The 15,288-nt window shown below is 71.4% G+C and carries 12 protein-coding genes; 7 read left to right on the top strand and 5 right to left on the bottom strand.

Annotated features, from left to right (window positions below; all coding sequences use genetic code 11):
* The first annotated feature begins 176 nt into the window (after positions 1-176).
* From PSU4_RS20790 to PSU4_RS32520, 4 genes are read left to right on the top strand one after another with little or no spacing between them, the layout of a single operon-like run.
* Positions 177-647 carry a (2Fe-2S)-binding protein gene (locus PSU4_RS20790; protein ID WP_222596357.1) on the top strand — a complete coding sequence of 157 codons (471 nt, stop codon included), beginning with the start codon at positions 177-179 and terminating at the stop codon, positions 645-647.
* Positions 644-1,636: an FAD binding domain-containing protein gene (locus tag PSU4_RS20785; RefSeq protein ID WP_147110993.1), complete on the top strand. Its 993-nt coding sequence runs from the start codon at positions 644-646 to the stop codon at positions 1,634-1,636. Before PSU4_RS20790 ends, PSU4_RS20785 begins: the two co-directional genes overlap by 4 nt.
* Positions 1,633-3,888, top strand: a complete 2,256-nt coding sequence (locus PSU4_RS20780) for a xanthine dehydrogenase family protein molybdopterin-binding subunit (RefSeq protein WP_147110990.1) — start codon at positions 1,633-1,635, stop codon at positions 3,886-3,888. Before PSU4_RS20785 ends, PSU4_RS20780 begins: the two co-directional genes overlap by 4 nt.
* The gene (locus tag PSU4_RS32520) at positions 3,885-5,312 is read left to right on the top strand and encodes a nuclear transport factor 2-like protein (RefSeq protein WP_246115250.1); all 1,428 of its coding nucleotides are present in this window, start codon (positions 3,885-3,887) and stop codon (positions 5,310-5,312) included. Before PSU4_RS20780 ends, PSU4_RS32520 begins: the two co-directional genes overlap by 4 nt.
* Here PSU4_RS32520 and PSU4_RS20770 read toward each other — a convergent pair.
* The 5 genes from PSU4_RS20770 to PSU4_RS20750 all read right to left on the bottom strand — a co-directional run bounded on the left by PSU4_RS20770 (position 5,303) and on the right by PSU4_RS20750 (position 11,469).
* Complete coding sequence (locus PSU4_RS20770) at positions 5,303-5,884, bottom strand: NADPH-dependent F420 reductase (RefSeq protein ID WP_147110987.1); 582 nt, start codon at positions 5,882-5,884, stop codon at positions 5,303-5,305. The genes PSU4_RS32520 and PSU4_RS20770 overlap by 10 nt on opposite strands.
* Positions 5,885-6,010: 126 nt before the next feature.
* Positions 6,011-7,474 carry a glycoside-pentoside-hexuronide (GPH):cation symporter gene (locus PSU4_RS20765; protein WP_147110984.1) on the bottom strand — a complete coding sequence of 488 codons (1,464 nt, stop codon included), beginning with the start codon at positions 7,472-7,474 and terminating at the stop codon, positions 6,011-6,013.
* Positions 7,475-7,594: 120 nt separating this feature from the next.
* A complete protein-coding gene (locus PSU4_RS20760; protein WP_147110980.1) occupies positions 7,595-8,908 on the bottom strand; it encodes a mannitol dehydrogenase family protein in 1,314 nt (437 codons plus the stop codon).
* A gap of 83 nt (positions 8,909-8,991) precedes the next feature.
* Entirely contained in the window at positions 8,992-10,410 is a 1,419-nt protein-coding gene (gene uxaC, locus PSU4_RS20755; RefSeq protein WP_147110976.1) for a glucuronate isomerase, read from the bottom strand.
* Between the two features lie 69 nt (positions 10,411-10,479).
* Positions 10,480-11,469, bottom strand: a complete 990-nt coding sequence (locus tag PSU4_RS20750) for a LacI family DNA-binding transcriptional regulator (RefSeq protein ID WP_147110973.1) — start codon at positions 11,467-11,469, stop codon at positions 10,480-10,482.
* A 64-nt stretch (positions 11,470-11,533) separates the two neighbouring features.
* On the opposite strand from PSU4_RS20750, the gene PSU4_RS20745 reads away from it, so the two are divergent.
* The 3 genes from PSU4_RS20745 to PSU4_RS20735 all read left to right on the top strand — a co-directional run bounded on the left by PSU4_RS20745 (position 11,534) and on the right by PSU4_RS20735 (position 15,287).
* Complete coding sequence (locus PSU4_RS20745) at positions 11,534-12,880, top strand: lactate racemase domain-containing protein (RefSeq protein WP_147110970.1); 1,347 nt, start codon at positions 11,534-11,536, stop codon at positions 12,878-12,880.
* Between the two features lie 98 nt (positions 12,881-12,978).
* Positions 12,979-14,784 (top strand): beta-glucuronidase, encoded by a 1,806-nt coding sequence (gene uidA / locus PSU4_RS20740; protein WP_246115249.1) that lies wholly within the window; start codon positions 12,979-12,981, stop codon positions 14,782-14,784.
* A complete protein-coding gene (locus PSU4_RS20735; protein WP_147110964.1) occupies positions 14,784-15,287 on the top strand; it encodes a gluconokinase in 504 nt (167 codons plus the stop codon). Before uidA ends, PSU4_RS20735 begins: the two co-directional genes overlap by 1 nt.
* Position 15,288 lies beyond the last annotated feature (1 nt).

Raw genomic sequence — 15,288 nt, 5'->3', positions numbered from 1 at the left:
GCCGGTATCGAGGAGTGCCGTTCGCCGGGCGGACAGGCGGGGGCCCGGCGCGCACGCTCTCACGACGGAGGCACCCACCACACGCCGTCGGCCGCCGGGCGGCCCGTGCCTCCGCGACGGAGAGGAGTCCCATGTCCACCACCGAATCCCGGCAGGACATCCGAGGGCCGCACTGCGTGCCCGTGACAGTCGAGATCAACGGCCGGGGTCGTGTCGTCGACGTCGAGCCGCGAGTGAGCCTGCTCGACGCGCTGCGCGAGCATCTCGGTCTCACCGGCACCAAGAAGGGCTGCGACCAGGGCACCTGCGGCGCCTGCACCGTGTGGGTCGACGGCAGGCGCGTGCTCGCCTGCCTGACCCTGGCTGCGGCCGCCGCCGGTCACGAGGTCACGACGATCGAGGGGCTCGCCGACGGCGACGAGCTGCACCCGATGCAGCGGGCCTTCCTCGAGAACGACGCGTTCCAGTGCGGCTACTGCACCCCGGGCCAGATCATGTCCGCGGTCAAGCTCATCGAGGAGGGCAACGCCACCACCGACGAGGACATCAGCGAGTTCATGAGCGGCAACATCTGCCGCTGCGCCGCCTACCCGAACATCCGCGCCGCTGTCCGCCAGGTCCGCGACGCCGCCGGCGGTGCGGCGTGAGACCACTCACCTACAGCCGCGCCAGGGACGTCGACGACGCGCTCGCCCTCGTCGCGGCCGGCCCCGACAGCGCGTTCCTCGCCGGCGGGACCACCGAGGTCGACCTGCTCAGGGCCGGCGTGTCGCGGTCCGGTCACCTGGTGGACATCAACGACCTCCCGCTCACGGCCGTCGAGGACCGTCCCGACGGGGGGCTGCACATCGGTGCGCTCGCCAGGATGAACGACGTCGCGCGGGCGCCGGGCGTCGTCCACCGGTTCCCGGCCATCTCCCGGGCACTGCTCCAGGGCGCCTCCGAGCAGCTGCGCAACATGGCCTCCCTGGGCGGCAACCTGTGTCAGCGCACCCGGTGCCCCTACCTGCGCGACGGTGTCTCCGCGTGCAACAAGCGCGAACCGGGGACGGGCTGCGCGGCGCTCGACGGGCCCAACCGTGGCCACGCCGTCCTCGGCACCAGTGACCACTGCATCGCCACGCACCCCTCCGACGTGGCGGTGGCGCTGGTCGCGTTCGACGCCGTCGTCCACACGGTCGGAGCCGCCGGCGCACGCGCGATCGCCGCCGACGACTTCTTCCTGCTCCCCGGCGAGACCCCCGAGATCGAGCATCCGATCGGGCGCGACGAACTGATCGTCGGGATCGACGTGCCGGGCACACCGATCGCCCGCAACTCGGTGTACCTCAAGTTCCGCGACCGGCAGTCCTACGAGTTCGCACTCGTCTCGGTGGCCGCGGCGATCGAGGTGGACGCGGGGATCGTGACCGACGTCCGGCTCGCGCTCGGTGGTGTCGGGACGAAGCCGTGGCGGGCGTGGCGCGCGGAGGCGGCCCTGGTCGGCGGCCCGGCGACGGAGGCCGCGTTCCGGCGGGCGGCTGCGGTCGAGCTCGCCGACGCGGTCGGCCGCGAACAGAACGCGTTCAAGATCGAGCTGGCCCAGCGCGCGGCGGTGCGCGGCCTCAACCAGAGCCTGAAGGGGATCCGATCATGACCTCGGTCGGTACACCGGTCACCCGTGTCGACGGCCCCGCGAAGGTCACCGGCGCCGCGCTCTACTCGGCGGAGATCACCCCGCCGGGAACGGTCCACCTCGCGATCGTCGGGTCGACGGTCGCCGCCGGCCGGGTCACGGCGATCGACGCCGCCGCGGCACGCGCGGCCGAGGGCGTGCTCGCCGTGCTCACCCACGACGACGTCCCCGCCGTCGCCTCCCCGCCGCACCTGCTGCCGTCCCTGCTCGGGGCCGCCGCACCCGGCGAGAGCTTCTTCCCCATGCAGGACACCGTCGTGCACTACGCGGGCCAGCCTGTCGTGCTGGTCGTCGCGCACACCTACGAGCAGGCCCACCACGCGGCGTCACTCGTGCGCGTCGACTACGAGGCCGCTCCGGCGATCACCACCATCGACCAGGGGCGGGAGCGGGCCTACGACGCGGAACGTCTCTTCGCGGGGCTGATGCCGGGGCGCGAGGAGCGCGGCGACGTCGAGGCCGGGCTGGCCCGCGCGGACCTTCGGGTCGACATGAGCTACCGGATGGCGGCCAACCACCACAACGCGCTGGAGGCCCCGTCGACGGTCGCTGTGTGGAACGGCGGCGAGCTGACGCTCTACGAGTCGACCATGGGCGTGCGCGCGACCCAACAGACCGTGGCACAGCTGCTCGGGCTGCCCGTGTCCCACGTCCGGGTCATCACCCACTTCGTCGGCGGCGGGTTCGGGTCCAAGGCCATGGTGTGGCCGCACACGACGCTCACCGCCATGGCCGCGCGGATCGTCGGCCGGCCGGTGAAGCTGATGCTCACCCGGCCGCAGATGTTCACCTCGACCGGTCACCGCGAGGAGCAGGAGCAGTCCATCGCGCTCGGCGCCACCCGCGACGGCAGGCTGACCGCGATCCGGCACGATAAGCTCTCGATCACCTCCCTGTTCGACGACTGGGCCGAGCCCGCGACCGGCGTCTCGTCGCAGCTCTACGCCTGCGACGCCTACCTGGGCGTGCACCGGCTCATCAAGGGCAACACCATGACCCCGACCTTCACCCGGGGGCCCGGCGAGACGTTGGGCATGTTCACCCTCGAGACGGCCATGGACGAGCTCGCGCGGCGTGTCGACCTCGATCCGCTCGAGCTGCGGCTGCGCAACGTCGCGACGACCGACCCCCGTGGCAACCCGTGGTCCAGCGGCGGGCTGGAGGAGTGTCTGCGGCTCGGAGCGGAGCGGTTCGGCTGGTCCGGGCGGAACCCGGCCCCGCGCGCGCAACCGGACGGGGACTGGCTGATCGGCACGGGGATGGCGGTGGCGGCATACCCGATGGCGTTCTTCATGCCACCCCAGCGGGCCCGGGCCCGCATCTTCGCCGACGGCAGCGCGACCGTCGCGACGTCCACCCAGGAGTTCGGCACCGGCGTCCTGACGATGGCCACCCAGGTCGGGGCGGACGCGCTGGGTGTGGCGCTGTCCGACATCGAGTTCCAGGCCGGCGACACCGACCTGCCGAACAGCACGGCCGCCGTCGGGTCCGCCGGGGCGGGCATGGTCGCCTCCGCCGTCCACGAGGCCGGGACCGCGCTGCGCCGCCAGCTCGTCGACCTGGCCATCGGCGACCCGGGCTCCCCGCTGCACGGCGTCGACCCCGCGTCGGTGACCGTCACAGCGGGACGCCTCACGTCCTCCGACCGTGCCGGTGCGACGGACACCTACGGTGAGCTGCTCGGGCGCAACCACCTGTCCGACGCGGAGGCCACAGGCACCTGGCGCCCGCCGCCGCTGGACACCCCGCACGGCCTGCTCACCTTCGGCGCCCAGTTCGCCGAGGTCGCCGTCGACCCACAGCTCGGCCTGGTCCGCGTCCGCCGGCTGGGCGGGGCGTTCGCGCCGGGCCGGGTGCTCAATCCGCTCCTCGCCCGAAGCCAGCTGATGGGCGGCATGCTCTGGGGCATGAGCCAGGCCCTGCTGGAGGGGAACCACACCGACCCCCGCACCGGCCGCTGGGCCGAGACGAACCTGGCCGAGTACCTGGTGCCGGTCAACGCCGACGCACCCGAGGTGACGGTCGACTTCGTCGAGGTGCACGACGACGTCGTCGGCCCGCTCGGGGCCAAGGGCGTGGGCGAGATCGGTCAGGTCGGGGTGGCCGCCGCCATCGCCAACGCCATCTTCCACGCAACGGGCCGGCGGGTCCGCAGCCTGCCCATCACGCCGGAGACGGTCATGGAGCCGACGCCCGCGGCAGCCCCGACGTGACGACCACCAGGCGGCCGGTGCCCGACCTCCCACCGGGCACCGCGCCGCCCACCGACCAGCGCACGTCCGACGAGGGCGAAAGGGGTCAACCGGCGCTGGGGCTGCTCGGACTGCTGCTGGTCGTGCCCATCGCGATCGCATTGGCGATCGGTGCCGGGGGAGACGGCTCGACCCTGGTCATCGGACCGCTCGTCACCCACTCCCTGCCACTCATCGCGATGATCGCGTTCTGGTGGCACAACTGGCCGGGCACACGGCTGCCGTCCGCGCTGTCCGGGTGGGCGAACACGGCGCTGATCATCGTCGGCGCCGTCGTTTTGACCGGGCTCGGGCAGATCGTCGCCGGGGGTCTCGACCTGCCCGGCATGTTCGTCGCCGACCCTGGACCCGGGCACCTGCCGACCTTCCCGGCCACCCTCCCGGTCGCCGGCGCGGCGTTCGTCGTGATGCTGCAGATCACCCTCGTCGGCGAACGCCGGCCCCTGCAGCGCATGCACCCGCTACCGGCCGGGCTGCTCGCGGTGGCTGCCTCGTGGATCATCGCGGTCGTCGGCACCCTCGCGCTGGTCCGGATCGACCCCGTGGCGGGCTCGGACATGGTCGCCCGCCGCGGCCCGGTCTCCGGTCAGGACGCCGGCGCCGCGCTCGTCGTGATCGGCGCCTGGCAGGTGCTCTTCTACGTGGTCTGGCGCGGATGGCCCTTCTCCACGATCCGCCGGACCGTGACACGGCTGGGCGCGGCGCACGCGACCGTGCTCGGCGCCGGCATCCTCACGTTCCTCCTCGCCCGGGTGACGCTGGGGCTGGACGCGTCGTGGATCGGAGCACTGGCCGGGTGTGTCGTCGCCGCCGGTCTTCTCCTCGGAATGCTGTTCGAGAACACGATCAGCGGCCGGGGCGCACGCCCGCTGCTCATGGTCGCGACACTCGCCCTGGCCGCGCTGCTCGCGGCCGGGCTCGCCGGACTTGCTGCGATCATGGAGTTCGCCCGCGCCGACACCGACGAATGGATCGAACACGCAGCCCTCAACGCGCTGTCGACCTCCGTCATCCTGCACGTCGCGATCGGCCGCCGCTGGCCGTTCGCCCCGACGAACGAGAGAACAATGACGACGACCGTGCCGACCATCCCGGTGATCGCCGAACTCATCGCGGCGGTCAACCGCGGCGACCGGGCCGCGTTCCTGGCCACCCTGACCCCGGACGCTACCCTGACCGACGACGGCTCGCCGCGGACGCTCACCGACTGGATCGACCGCGAGATCTTCTCCGCGAACGGCCGTGTCACGGTCCGGCGCGAGGAGGAGGGCGGGCTCCGTCTGCTCGCCCGCTACCGCAACGACGTGTGGGGCGACATGTCGACCTTCTGGCGTTTCCAGCTCACCGGCGACAAGATCAGCCGGATCGAGACCGGTCAGGCCTGATCGACGAGACCGAAGCCGCCGGTCCAGGAGATCTTCTCGTTCGCAGCGAGCGTGAGCTGCAGGAACCCGACAGCCTCCAGCTCGCGGGCACGCCTGAGCGGGCCGGCATCGACGGCCTTCAGCCCGCCGGAGGCGAGGACTGCCGCGAGCTCCGACTTGGCTGCCGCGTCGTCGCCCGCGATCAGCACGGTCGTGGTCAACGGTCCGACCGAGCCGGCGGCGAGGGTCCCGGCGAAGGTGGTGTTGAAGGCCTTGAGCACGACGGAATCGGGCAACATGGCCGCGATCTCGGCGGCTGCCGAGCTGTCGGTGGGGACCATCAGACTGTCGAAGGTCTCGAAGTCGAGCGGGTTCGTGATGTCGACGACCGTCTTCCCCGCGAGGCCCGCCGCGCGGGCGGTGACGATCTGGCTGATCGCCGAGTACGGGACCGCGAGGACGACGATGTCGCCGGTGACCGCGGTGGCGGCGTCGTCCCGGCCGAGCAGCTGGACGGTGTGGCCGCCCTTGCCGGCCACGGACGCGATCGCCTGCCCCATGTTCCCTGTACCGATGATCGAGACGTGTGCCATGACAGCTCCTTCGCGTCGGCAAGCGTGTGAGACCTGCACCGGACGGTCCGGCCTGAGCGGTGCCCATGCGCCGGAGACGGGTCGCGCAGCGTACCGCTGGGAGGACGCGACCAGGGGGTCGCTCAGTCAGTCGAGCGCGCGGCCGTCGGGTGCGATGAGGTTGCCTGCGGCCCGCTTGCGCGCTTCGGTCTCGTCGCGGATCTCACGGAACCGGTCGTCGGTCAGCGGGTACTTCCAGAAGATCAGCATCGCGACGACGGCACACAGGGCGGGCAGTAGGCCGACGGTGAACTTGATCGCGATGATCGCGGTGTCCGGCTGGACCGGGTTGGGGACGTCCTTCGTCGCCGACAGATATCCGCCCACGGCGAGGGCCCACGCGCCTGCGGCGCCCCCGATCGACTGCGTGATCTTGCGGGTGAACGAGAAGATCGCGTAGGTGGCGCCCTCGGAGCGCTTGCCCGACTTCCACTCGCCGTACTCGACGGTGTCGGCCTCCAGACCGAACATCAACGTGTTGATCAGGGCGCCGCCCGCTCCCTTGACGGCCAGGAAGACAAGCGCGGGCACCGCCAGACCGGCCGGGGTGAAGAACAGCGCGACACCGCCGACAACGGTGAGCAGACCACACCACTGGAAGAGCGCCTTCTTGCCGAAGCGGTCGACGAGCTTGGGAATGAACGGTGCGAGCACCACCGACGTCCCCGCATTCACCAGGGTGATGGGACCCAGCCAGGAGATGTCGCCCATCACGTACTGCGCGTAGTAGGCCGACGCCCCACCGACGGCGAAGAGGCCGAGCAGGTAGAAGAAGCTCGCCGCACACAGGTAGCCCAGCGGCCGGTTGTGCCGGAGGGTGTCGATCGTCTCGCGCAACGAGACGCCGCGCTGCGTGCGCACGACCTGCTCGCGGCACCAGAAGAACGTGAGGAAGTAGGCGATCGAGCCGATCACGATGAAGGCGAGCGTGGTCTGGGTGAAGATCGCCTGGACCTGGTCGCGGTACTCGGCCGCGGGCAGTGTGGCCTTGTCGGCCCTCAGGTTCGAGATGCGGGGCGCGATGAGATACGTCAGCACGATGCCGGCGACGGCGCCGCCGAAGAAGCGCGACGCCACGAGCTTCGCGCGCTGGTGCACCGACTGCGTCATCGCCGACGCGAGCGAGCCGTAGGGGATGTTGACCAGTGAGTAGACCAGACCCAGAGCGGCGTAGGTGAGATAGACGTAGAGCAGTTTGCTGCCCATCTCCCAGTCCTCGGGAACGTTGAACGTCAGGAAGCTGAGGAAGAGCAGCGGCACCGCGCCGAAGAGAATGAAGGGGCGGAACTTGCCCCAGCGCGTCATCGCCCGGTCGACGAGGCGCCCGGCCAGGATGTCGGCGAACGCGTCCCACAAACGCACCACCAGGAACATCGTGCCGACCGCGGCGGCGGAGAGACCGGCGACGTCGGTGTAGTAGTAGAGCAGGAACGTGGTGCCGAGCGTGAATGCGAGATTGTTGGCGAAGTCGCCGAGTCCGTATCCGATGACGGATCTCTTGCCGAGATTCTCACCCGCAATGCTGGGAACCGCTGGTGACGGCGATGTCATGGTGTGCTCCTGCGTCGTGGATATTTCCCGTGGATACTTCCCGAAATCAGGGTGAACCGATTACAGGGTTTCTGCGGTCCGCTCGGACAGGAGTTGCCGCGGATTGCCGGGCGATTGCCCTCAGTTGCCCTGTTCCAGCTCTCGTAGCTGCTGCTCCACCATGGCGGTGACCTCGAGGTCGTCGACGCCGAGCCACGTGAGCACCTCGGCCGCCGCCGCGTCGGCGGGCCCGTCGGCGAGCGTGCGAATCTCCGCGGCCCGGACGTCGGTCACCGGCGCACCGTGCCCCCGCAGGTGGGCGATCCACGCCGCCACGAAACGGGTCGCGCCCAGCGGCAACCGCCCCGCCGCCCGCTCGGCGAGCAGGACCGGCACCGCGCGGATCGGCACCTTCTGCGAGCCGTCCGCCGCGATCTGGGCCAACAGATGACGGATCCGGGGGTTCGCGAAGCGGTCCAACAGTGCCTGTCGGTACGCCGCGACCTCGACGGCCGGCAGTGTCAGGTGCCGGCCGGCGGCCTCCCACCACTCCTCCACCCAGTCGCGGACCAGCGGGTCGGCGATCGCCTCGGCGACGGTGAGATGGCCGCGGATCGACCCGGCGTAGGCCAGCACCGAGTGGCCGCCGTTGAGCAGCCACAGCTTGCGTGTCTCGAACGGGCGCACGTCCTCGACGAACCGGGCCCCCGCGACGTCCCACGCGGGCCGCCCGGCCGGGAAGTCACCGGCGAGCACCCACTCGGCGAACGGTTCGGTGACCACCGCCTGGGGGTCGTCGACGCCGGTCAGGCGCGCCACCTCGGCACGGTCGGCATCGGTCGGCCGTGGAGTGATCCGGTCGACCGTCGTCGTGACGAACGAGACGTGCTCGTCGATCCACGCGACGAGGCCCGGGTCGACGAGCCGGGCGAGATCGGTGACGACCCGGCGCAACGCGGCACCGTTGTCGGGGAGGTTGTCGCACGGCACGAGCGCCAGCGGCCCCACGGCCGCGGCGCGGCGCGCGAGCAGCCCGGCGACGAGCCTGCCCGGGGTGGTCGTCACCCGCCCGCCCGCCGGGTCGGCTGCCAGCGCGGCGATGTCGGCGCGGACGTCGTCGGCACCGGCATCGAGGCCGCCGGCGTCGTCGCGCCGGTAGCCCGCCTCGGTGACGGTGCTCGTGACCACGGCCACCTCGTCCGACGCCAGGTAGCGGCGCAGCGCGTCGAGGTCGTCGGCGGCATGGACGGCGCTGAGGCTGGACACGACCTCGGCCTCGGCTCGGTCGGCGCCCAGGACGAGCAGTGTGTAGAGGCCCGCCTGGCGCTCGAGGCCCACGGCGGCGCCGGGCGAGCGGCCGGTGAACGCCGCGATGCCCCAGCCGCTCGCGTCGGGTGCGTGCTCGGTGTACCAGGCCTGATGGGCGCGGAAGAAGTTCCCGACACCCAGGTGCACGATCCTGACCGGCGGTGCGGGCCGTCCGTCGGTCGCCCTGTCGAGCGCGCGGGACCGGGCCGGCGTGGGAGAAGCATGGACGGTCACAGCTTGAACGCCTTCCGGGGGATCGTGGTCACGAGGTCGACAGCCGTCTCGACGGCCTCGTCCTCGTCGAGGCGGTGCTCGGCGACCAGGCGCGCGAGGAAGCCGCTGTCGAGCCGGCGGGACATGTCGTGGCGGGCGGGGATCGAGCAGAACGCGCGGGTGTCGTCGATGAACCCGGTGGTGCGGTAGAAGCCCGCGGTCTCCGACACCGCCCCGCGGAAACGGCGGATCGCCTCGGGCGCGTCGAGGAACCACCACGGCGCCCCGGCGTACACCGACGGGTAGAAGCCGGCCAGCGGCGCGATCTCGCGGGAGAACACCGTCTCGTCGACGGTGAACAACGCCAGGTGGAACCCGGCGGCCGTGCCGAACCGCTCCAGGAGCGGCTGGAGGCCGCGGGTGAACTCGGTCGCGACCGGGATGTCGTGGCCGGTGTCGGCCCCGACCGCACGGAACGTCGGCGTGTGGTGGTTGCGACGGACCCCCGGGTGCAGGGTCATGACCAGTCCGTCGTCGACGGCCATCCGGGCCATCTCCACGAGCATGTGCCGCCGCAGCGCCGTGGCTTCGGCCGGGTCGGCGAGCCCCGACAGCGCTGCCGCGTAGATGCGGGAGGCCTCCGCCCGGTCGAGCGTCAGGGTGACGACGTCGGCGTGGCTGTGGTCGCTGGACACGGCGCCGTGCTCGACGAAGTAGCGACGCCGGTTCTCCAGCGCGGCGACGTAGCCGGCGTAGTGGCCCGTGTCCACACCGGACGCCGTCGCCAGGGCCTTCATGAGTTCGGGGAAGTCCTCCCGGCCCGGTTCGAGGTAGCGGTCGGGGCGGAAGGTCGGCACCACCCGGCCACCGAAGCCCGGGTCGCCGGCGAGGGCCTCGTGATGGGCGAGGTCGTCACACGGGTCGTCGGTGGTGGCCAGCAGTTCGATACCGAACCGGTCGAAGAGGGCTCGTGGCCGGAAGGCGGACGTGGTCAGGCACCGTGCGACGTGGTCGTAGATGTCGTCGGCCGTCTGCGCGGACAGCCGTTGTGTCACGCCGAAGACGTCGGCCAGCGTGGTTTCCATCCACAGCCTGCTCGGTGTGCCGCGGAACAGCGCCCACCGCTCACCCAGGATGCGCCACGCCCGGCGCGAGGCCGCCTCGTCGAGGCGGCCCGTGCCGACACCCAGGTCCGGGAGCGCCACACCGGAGGCGTGCAGGAGCCGGGTCATGTAGTGGTCGGGGGACAGCAGCAGGCTCGTCGGGTCGAGGAACGGTGTGTCGTCGGCGAGCCACTGCGCGGGTACGTGCCCGTGCGGCGACACGATGGGCAGGTCCTGCACCGCGGCGTACAACCGCCGGGCGATGGCGCGCACTCCCGGCTCGGACGGCAGCAGACGGTCGGGGTGCGGGCTGAGCTGCGGCGGCGAGGTCATGACCCATGGTCGGCACACCCGCACGTCCTGGGCCATGAATTGCCGGGAATTGCCGGGACCCGCCGGCTCTCAGCGGCGGCGGCGGCCCGTCGAGTCACGCACGACCAGCTGCACGGGCAGCACCACCGGTTCCCGGCGGGGCGTGGCACCCCCGACCATCGCGATCAGGTTCTTGACGCCGATCGCGCCCTGGGTGTGCAACGGTGCGCCGACAGTGGTCAGCGCCGGCTCGACGAGGTCGGCCAGGATGATGTTGTCGAAGCCGACGACGCTGGTGTCCTGCGGGATGCGCACACCGAGCCGCTTGAGACCCTTCTGCACACCGATCGCCATCGCGTCGTTGTAGGCCAGCACCGCCGTCGGCCGGTGGGCCAGCACCTCACCGGCGAGCTGGTGCCCGGCTGCCACCGTCGGGGTGTTCCCCGGCCCGATCCGCCGGACCCGCACACCGAGCTCGGCGCCGGCCTCGCGCAAGGCCTGCCACCGCATCCCGTCGGCCCAGCTCGTCTCCGGGCCGGCCAGATAGGTGATGGTGTCGTGGCCCAACCCGACGAGATGCTCGACGGCACGTCGCACCCCTCGGGCGTTGTCGGTGATGACGCTCGGCACCTCGGGCAGCCGCCGGTTCAGCACGATCGTCGGCTTCTGCTTGGCCACCATGCGGATCGTGCTGTCGGACATCCGTGAGCTCGCGAGCACCACGCCGTCCACCGCAGGCAGCCCGCGCTCGGTCCAGGTGCGTTCGAGCTGCGCGTCCTCCTGCGTGTGCGACAACAGGATCAGGTAGCCGGCGTCCGCGGCAGCCTCGTGCGCGCCGCGGATGATCTCGACGTAGAACGGATTGGTGATGTCGGTGACGACGAGCGCGATCGTGCCGGTACGCGACCCGACCAGCCCGGGCAGCCCGGAGGCCCGGTAGCCGAGCGACTCCGCGGCCGCGAAGATCCGCTGCGCGGTCTCGGCGCCCACCCGTCCGGGCCGCGAGAAGGCCCGCGACACGGTCGACGCCGCGACCCCGGCGGCCTTGGCGACGTCGTAGATCGTGGGACGGGACTCCACCGAGCCAGGCTAGTTGTGGGAGTCGCCGCTTGTCACACCTCGCCACTGCCCACAGAGTTGGGCCATGACGTTCATCGGCGAGGTCCCACCCGGGTTGGCGGCCGCGGCTGCGCGCATCGGCGACGCGACGACCGTGCTCGACGCCGACCAGGTCACCGCGTTCGTGCTCAGGGAGCTCGCCGACCACCCGTTCGACGGGCGCAGCGTCTGCGTGCTCGTGCCGGACGCAACCCGCACCTGCCCACTGCCGCTGCTGCTGCGCGCGGTGCACGAGGCGCTGCACGGGCGCGTGAGCAGGCTGACGGTGCTCGTCGCGCTGGGCACCCACGCGCCGATGTCCGAGGACGCGCTCGCCGCCCACCTCGGCTACGAGCCGGGCCGTCTCGAGCAGACCTATCCCGGCACGACGGTCGTCAACCACGAGTGGTGGAAGCCGGAGATCTACGCCGACCTCGGGACCGTGCCCGCAGCCCGGATCGCCGAGCTCTCCGACGGTCGGATGGAGCTCGACGTGCCCGTGCTGCTCAACCGCGCGGTCGTCGACCACGACGTGGCGTTGGTGCTGGGACCCGTGCTGCCGCACGAGGTCGTCGGAATCTCGGGCGGCAACAAGTACTTCTTCCCCGGCGTCGGGGGCCAGAAGATCATCGACGTGTCGCACTGGCTGGGTGCACTGATCACCTCGGCGGACATCATCGGCACCACCGGGATCACCCCGGTCCGGGCCCTGATCGACGACGGGGCCGCGCTCATCCCGTCGGAGAAGCTCGCGATCTGCGCGGTCACGGCCGAGGTCGCCGACGGCGCCGTCGACGGCGCCGTCGACGCGACGGTCCCGTCACCGGTCCGGGTGAGCGGTCTGCACTCGGTGTCGTTCGGCGACAGCCGGGCGTCGTGGGCGTCGGCGGCGGAGGTGTGCGCGGCCACCCATGTGACCTATCTGGACGCGCCGGTGCGCCGGGTGCTGTCGGTCGTCCCGCAGATGTACGACGAGATCTGGACCGCCGCGAAGGGGTTCTACAAGCTCGAGCCCGTGGTCGCCGACGGGGGAGAGGTGATCCTCTACGCACCGCACGTCACGGAGATCTCCTCGACCCACCGCGAGATCCACGACATCGGCTACCACTGCCGCGACTACTTCGTGGCGCAATGGGACCGGTTCTCGCAGGTTCACTGGGGAGTCCTGGCCCATTCGACCCACCTGCGGGGCGCCGGGACCTACGACGCGGCGACGGGCGAGGAGCGCTTGCGCGTGCGGGTGACGCTGGCGACGGCCATCCCCGAGGAGGTCTGTCACGCCGTGAACCTCGGTTACCTCGACCCGGCGTCGGTGGACGTCGCCGCCTACGAGGCCGACCCGGACACCCTCGTCGTGCCGCGGGCGGGCGAGATGCTCTTCCGGCTCCACTGAGACAACTGCAACTGGGACAACCCGCGGCAATTCCTGGTCGCCGGGATCGTGGCCCTGCATCAATGGGTACGGACATCGCTGCGACGAAGGGACACGCCGTGCTACGACCCCAGGACAGCTCGACCCGCGAACGCAAGCGGCTCGACGGCTTGTGGGCCTTCTCCCTCGACCCCGAGGCCGAGGGACGCACCGCCCGCTGGTGGGCCGGCCGGCTTCCCCACGCGAGCGAGATGGCGGTGCCCGCGAGCTACAACGACATCGCCGCCGACGCCGCCGTCCGCGACCACCTCGGCGAGGTCTGGTACCAACGCACCGTCCGGGTGCCCCGCGGGTGGGCCGGTCAGCGGGTCGTCCTGCACTTCGAGTCCGCGACACACCGCGCGACGGTGTGGGTCGACGACACGGAGGTCATGAGCCACGAGGGCGGCTACACCCCGTTCGAGGCCGACATCACCGGCCTCGTGAGCGCGGGCGAGGAGATCCGGGTCACCGCCTGCGTCGACAACACGCTGTCGTTCCAGACCATCCCGCCCGGCGTCGTCGAGGACACCCCCGCAGGCCCCCGGCAGCGCTACTGGCACGACTTCTTCAACTACGCGGGCCTGCACCGCTCGATCTGGCTCAGCGCCACCCCGCACGCCCACACCGACGACGTCACGGTCGTCACCGGCCTCGACGGTCTCACCGGCACCGTCGACTACACCGCCACCACGGTCGGCGCCGACGGCCTCGGAGTCCGAGCCGTCCTCCGCGACGCCGACGGCCACGAGGTCGCGTCCGGGTCGGGCGCATCCGGGCGCCTCACCGTCGCCGACGTACACCGCTGGGCACCCGGCGACGGCTACCTCTACGACCTGGAGGTCCAGCTCGTCGAGCACGACGGCGGCGGCGACGGCGACGGCGGCGGCACGGTCGTCGACTCCTACCACCAGAGCGTGGGCATCCGGACCGTCGAGGTCCGTGGCACCCAGTTCCTCATCAACTCCGAGCCGTTCCACTTCACCGGGTTCGGCAAGCACGAGGACATCCCGGTGATCGGCAAGGGCCACGACGACGGCTACCTCGTCCACGACTTCGCACTCATGGAATGGATCGGCGCCAACTCCTTCCGCACCTCGCACTACCCCTACTCCGAGGACGTCCTCGACTACGCCGACCGCCACGGCATCGTCGTCATCGACGAGACCGCCGCCGTCGGACTGAACATGGGGCTCGGCGGCGGCATCTTCGGCAGCCAGGGCTACCAGACCTACAGCCCGGACACGGTCAACGACGAGACCCGAGCCGTCCACGCACAGGCGATCCGCGAACTCGTGGCCCGCGACAAGAACCATCCCTGCGTCGTCGTCTGGTCCATCGCGAACGAGCCGGAGTCCGACACCGAGGGCGCCGAGGACTACTTCCGGCCGCTGTTCGACGTGGCCCGGGAGGCCGACCCGACGCGGCCGGTCGGGTTCGTCAACGTCATGCTCGCCCCGCACGGGAAGTGCCGCGTCTCCCAGTTCGCCGACGTGCTGATGCTCAACCGGTACTACGGCTGGTACGTCAACACCGGGGACCTCGCCGCCGCCGAGACGGCCTGGCTCGACGAGCTGCAGGGCTGGGCGACCGAGGGCAAGCCGATCATCGTCACCGAGTACGGCGCCGACACCCTCCCGGGGCTGCACTCCCTCACCCCGCAGCCGTGGAGCGAGGAGTACCAGGTGGCCTACCTCGACATGAACCACCGTGTGTTCGACCGCGTCGACGCCGTCGTGGGTGAGCACGTGTGGAACTTCGCCGACTTCGCGACCACCTCGGGGATCATGCGCGTGGACGGGAACAAGAAGGGCGTCTTCACCCGGGACCGCAAGCCCAAGGCCGCCGCCTTCGCGTTGCGCCGTCGCTGGCGCAAGGACTCCTGATGGAACCCGGGGACCGCACGGTCCTGGTCGTCATGGGCGTCTCCGGGTCCGGCAAGTCGACCGTCGCCGGGATGCTCGCGGGCCGGCTCGGCTGGGATCTCCAGGAAGGCGACGACCTCCACCCACCGGGCAACATCGCCAAGATGGCGGCCGGTGAGCCGCTCACCGACGAGGACCGCCTGCCGTGGCTGGACCGCATCGCCGAGTGGATCCACCGGCACACCTCCGCCGGCGTTCCCGGCATCATCACCTGCTCGGCCCTGAAGCGGACCTACCGCGACCGGCTCCGCGGCGACCACGTCGTCTTCGTGCACCTCACCGGATCGCCCGCCGTCATCGAGCAGCGGCTCGCCGCCCGAACCGGCCACTTCATGCCGGCCGGGCTGCTGTCGTCCCAGATCGCAGCACTCGAGGCGCCCGGAACGGACGAGGACGTCATCGTCGTCGAGATCGGGCGGGATCCGCTCGACGAGGTCGACGAGATCCTCGATCGGCTGCGCTGAC

Origin of the sequence: Pseudonocardia sulfidoxydans NBRC 16205 (genome assembly GCF_007989085.1) — a bacterium.
Taxonomy (GTDB): domain Bacteria; phylum Actinomycetota; class Actinomycetes; order Mycobacteriales; family Pseudonocardiaceae; genus Pseudonocardia; species Pseudonocardia sulfidoxydans.
This window is presented reverse-complemented; position numbering and strand designations above follow the sequence as displayed.